The 3,154-nt window shown below is 63.8% G+C and carries 4 protein-coding genes; 2 read left to right on the top strand and 2 right to left on the bottom strand.

Annotation, left to right across the window (positions count from 1 at the left end; genetic code table 11):
* The coding region (locus EN984_RS28115; protein WP_164765699.1) for a LysR family transcriptional regulator at nucleotides 1-480 on the bottom strand (480 nt) is incomplete at its 3' end.
* Between the two features lie 88 nt (nucleotides 481-568).
* On the opposite strand from EN984_RS28115, the gene EN984_RS28110 reads away from it, so the two are divergent.
* The gene (locus EN984_RS28110; RefSeq protein WP_024503367.1) at nucleotides 569-1,018 is read left to right on the top strand and encodes an Rrf2 family transcriptional regulator; all 450 of its coding nucleotides are present in this window, start codon (nucleotides 569-571) and stop codon (nucleotides 1,016-1,018) included.
* Nucleotides 1,008-1,907: an NAD(P)/FAD-dependent oxidoreductase gene (locus tag EN984_RS28105; protein ID WP_127267467.1), complete on the top strand. Its 900-nt coding sequence runs from the start codon at nucleotides 1,008-1,010 to the stop codon at nucleotides 1,905-1,907. Before EN984_RS28110 ends, EN984_RS28105 begins: the two co-directional genes overlap by 11 nt.
* Here the strand turns inward: EN984_RS28105 and EN984_RS28100 are convergent.
* Entirely contained in the window at nucleotides 1,904-2,680 is a 777-nt protein-coding gene (locus EN984_RS28100) for a DeoR/GlpR family DNA-binding transcription regulator (protein WP_027039687.1), read from the bottom strand. The two genes, EN984_RS28105 and EN984_RS28100, sit on opposite strands and share 4 nt — an antisense overlap.
* Nucleotides 2,681-3,154 lie beyond the last annotated feature (474 nt).

Here is a 3,154-nt window from a genome sequence, read left to right as displayed (position 1 = left end):
CTGCAACGCGGTGCGGTCGCGCAAATTGGAGGTGACCATGACGGCAATGTCGAGCTTGCCGCCAATCAGGAGGTGTTCGAGATAATCGCCATTGTCCTCGATGGCAGAGACCTCGACGCCGGGATAGGCGCGACGGTAGCGGGCGAGCAGATCCGACAGCACATAACCGGCAACCAGCGAGGTGACGCCGAGCTGCAGCCGGCCGGCCGCCACCGCCTGCTCGCCGGAGAAAGAGCGGCGCGCGTCGGAAACGTCCGCGAGGATTTTCGTCGCGTGGCGCAGGAACTGGTGGCCCTTGTGGGTGATGTTGAGGCCACGCGGATGGCGTTCGAACAGTTCGACGCCGAGATCGCTTTCGAGCTCCTTGATCGCTTCGGTGACCGACGACTGCGAGATTGACAGGTTCTGCGCGGCGCCCGAAACCGTGCCTTGCTCGGCGACGGCGATGAAGAACTGCAACTGGCGGATGGTGAAAGCCATGGCCGGACTAAACACGGCGGACGCGATGCTGGGAAGTGGCAACCGGCGAACACTTGACGGCTTCGCCAATCGTAACTAACTAAGTTACATGAAACGCAACAGCCGACTGTCCTCGACCTTGCACATTCTCGTCCACATGGCCGAGAAGCCCGAACAGGCGCTGACCTCCGAGCAGCTTGCCACCTTCATCCACACCAATCCGGTTGTGGTCCGCCGCACCATCGCAGGCTTGCGCGATGCCGGCATCGTCACCTCGTCGCGCGGGCACGGTGGCGGCTGGCTGCTCGGGCGGGCGCCCGAGAAAATATCCCTGGCCGAGATCAGCGTCGCCCTTGGCGAGACGCTGCTGCCGTTCAGCACAGAGCCGGAAAGCCCCGGCTGCCTCGTCGAGCAGGCGGTGATCGCCGTCCTCGACGATTTTCGCATCGCCGCCGAAAGGCTGCTGGCGGAGAAGCTGAGCCGCATCACGCTGGCCGACCTGACCGCCGATTTCCGCCGCCGTTTTGATCTCATTGGAGTCTCCAGCCATGCAGTATGATCTTGCCGTCATCGGCGGCAGCTTTGCCGGCCTGTCCGCCGCCATCCAGGTGGCGCGGGCAGGACGCAAAGTGCTGGTGATCGACGCCGGCCAGCCGCGCAACCGCTTTGCCGAGCATTCGCACGGCTTCCTCGGACATGACGGGCGCGCGCCTGGCGCAATCCTGGCTGACGCAAGGCGGCAGCTGCTGGCCTACCCGACAGCCAGGGTTGTCGACGGGCGCGCCGACAAGGCCGTTGCCGCCGGCAGCAGCGATTTCGAAATCACCACCGATGGCGACGAGACATTCGGTGCCGCACGATTGGTGCTGGCCACCGGGGTGCGCGATATCCTGCCGGAGGTTGCCGGGCTTGCCGAGCTCTGGGGCAGGAGCGTGCTGCACTGCCCCTATTGCCACGGCTACGAGGTTTCCGGCGGGCCGCTCGGCGTGCTCGCAACCGGCCCGATGTCCCTGCATCAGGCACAGCTGATCGCCGATTGGGGTGATGTCACACTGTTCGGCAATGGTCTGTTCGAACCCGACACAGATCAGATGCGCGCGTTGGAGAGCCGAAAGGTGCGGTTTGAGCCCACCAGCGTTGCCGAGCTAAGGGAAGACGGCTCCGGCGGGTTGATCGTCCACCTCGACGATAGCCGAAAGGCCGGCGTCAGGGCGATGTTCACCGCGCCGCGCAACATCATGGCCAGCCCGCTGGCCGAACAGCTCGGCTGCGGCTTCACCGAAGGCCTCCTCGGCCCGGTGATATCAGTCGATGACAGGCAGCAGACGACCGTGCCCGGCGTCTACGCCGCCGGCGACGCGGCACGTTCGATGCACAATATTGCCTTTGCGGTATCGGGTGGCACCTTTGCGGGCGTCTGCGCCCACCAGTCGCTTGTGTTCGGCTAGAACCCGGCTTCCTCGCCGGCGATGCTGAGCCGCGCGCCGGCCTGGGCCAGGGCGGCAGCCAGGTCGTGCGGCGGCGAGCGGTCGGTGGCGAGTTCGGAAAAGCTGTCGAAGCCGCAGACCTGGACCAGACCAAGACGGCCGAATTTCGAGTGATCGGTGATGACGAGGGACCGCTGGCCGCGCGACAGCACCATGCGGGCGAACTCGGCCTCATCCAGATCAAAATCCATGACGCCCATCACCGCGTCGACGCCGCCGGTGGAAATGATGGCGTGGCTGACCGAAAAACGACTGACAAAATCAATCGCCGAGGCACCGAAAGCAGCGCCGGAATCGCTGCGCAGCTCGCCGCCCGCCATATAGACCTTGTTGCCGTTGATGGTGGCCAGGGTGCGGGCAATATCCGAGGAATTGGTGACGACCGTCAGGCGCCGGTGGCCGAGCAGTTCACGCGCAAGGAACGAGGTCGTCGTGCCGGTGTCGAGCATGATCGATTCGCCGTCGCGTATGGTGGCGGCGACCATGCGGGCAATGACGCGCTTGGCGTCGGCGTTCTCACGCATACGCCGCTCGAACGGCGCTTCGCCGATCATCGACGGCAGGCCGATGGCGCCATGCATCTTGAGGACAGAGCCATCACCAGTCAGTGGCTTGACGTCGCGGCGCACCGTCTCGAGCGACACGCCCAGCCGGTCGGCCAGACTGGCGATGGTGACGGTGCCCTCTTCCTGCAGGAGCCGCAGGATCTCGCCGTGTCGTTTGGACTGGGCCATCTGGTTTCCCGAACTGATGCTCCTGACCGATTTTAAGGTAATTCAAGTGCTTTTAAAGGAACTACCTTACGCTTTCGGGCAAAATACCCAAAAAAAGTCACACCTTTTTATTGACAAGCGGGCAGCCCTGGCGTGAAATCGAACACATCAATAGTCTTCAGATCTGCGACTGGGGGCAGTGCCGCAACTCAGCGATCAGGCCGTTTGGAAACGTGCCTGTTCAAGGAATTTTCAGATCCGCGGGGGCGGATGCCGGGCTCAAAAACCTGGCCAAGGGGCTCGTCGGTGCGGTGCGGGATACCGATCCTGGCGTCCCGCACCGACGAGATCATTTACGTTTCTCCCGCCATCGTTGCGCTGTTCACGGCGCCTTGTCGAAGCCCAGCAAACCAGGGATGTTCCGTGACCACATAATTCGCGTTGCTCAGGCCGCCGGGCAGCGGTGCGATCTCGATGCTACCGGTCCAGCAGGGC

The organism is Mesorhizobium sp. M7A.F.Ca.CA.004.12.1.1 (genome assembly GCF_003997835.1).
Lineage (GTDB): Bacteria > Pseudomonadota > Alphaproteobacteria > Rhizobiales > Rhizobiaceae > Mesorhizobium.
Note: the sequence above shows the minus strand (reverse complement) of the source record. Positions and strands in the feature narration are given on the sequence as shown.

Coding starts and splice junctions, on each gene's coding strand:
- EN984_RS28110 (WP_024503367.1), top strand. CDS start 569: ATGAAACGCAACAGCCGACTGTCCTCGACCTTGCACATTCTCGTCCAC.
- EN984_RS28100 (WP_027039687.1), bottom strand. CDS start 2,680: ATGGCCCAGTCCAAACGACACGGCGAGATCCTGCGGCTCCTGCAGGAA.
- EN984_RS28105 (WP_127267467.1), top strand. CDS start 1,008: ATGCAGTATGATCTTGCCGTCATCGGCGGCAGCTTTGCCGGCCTGTCC.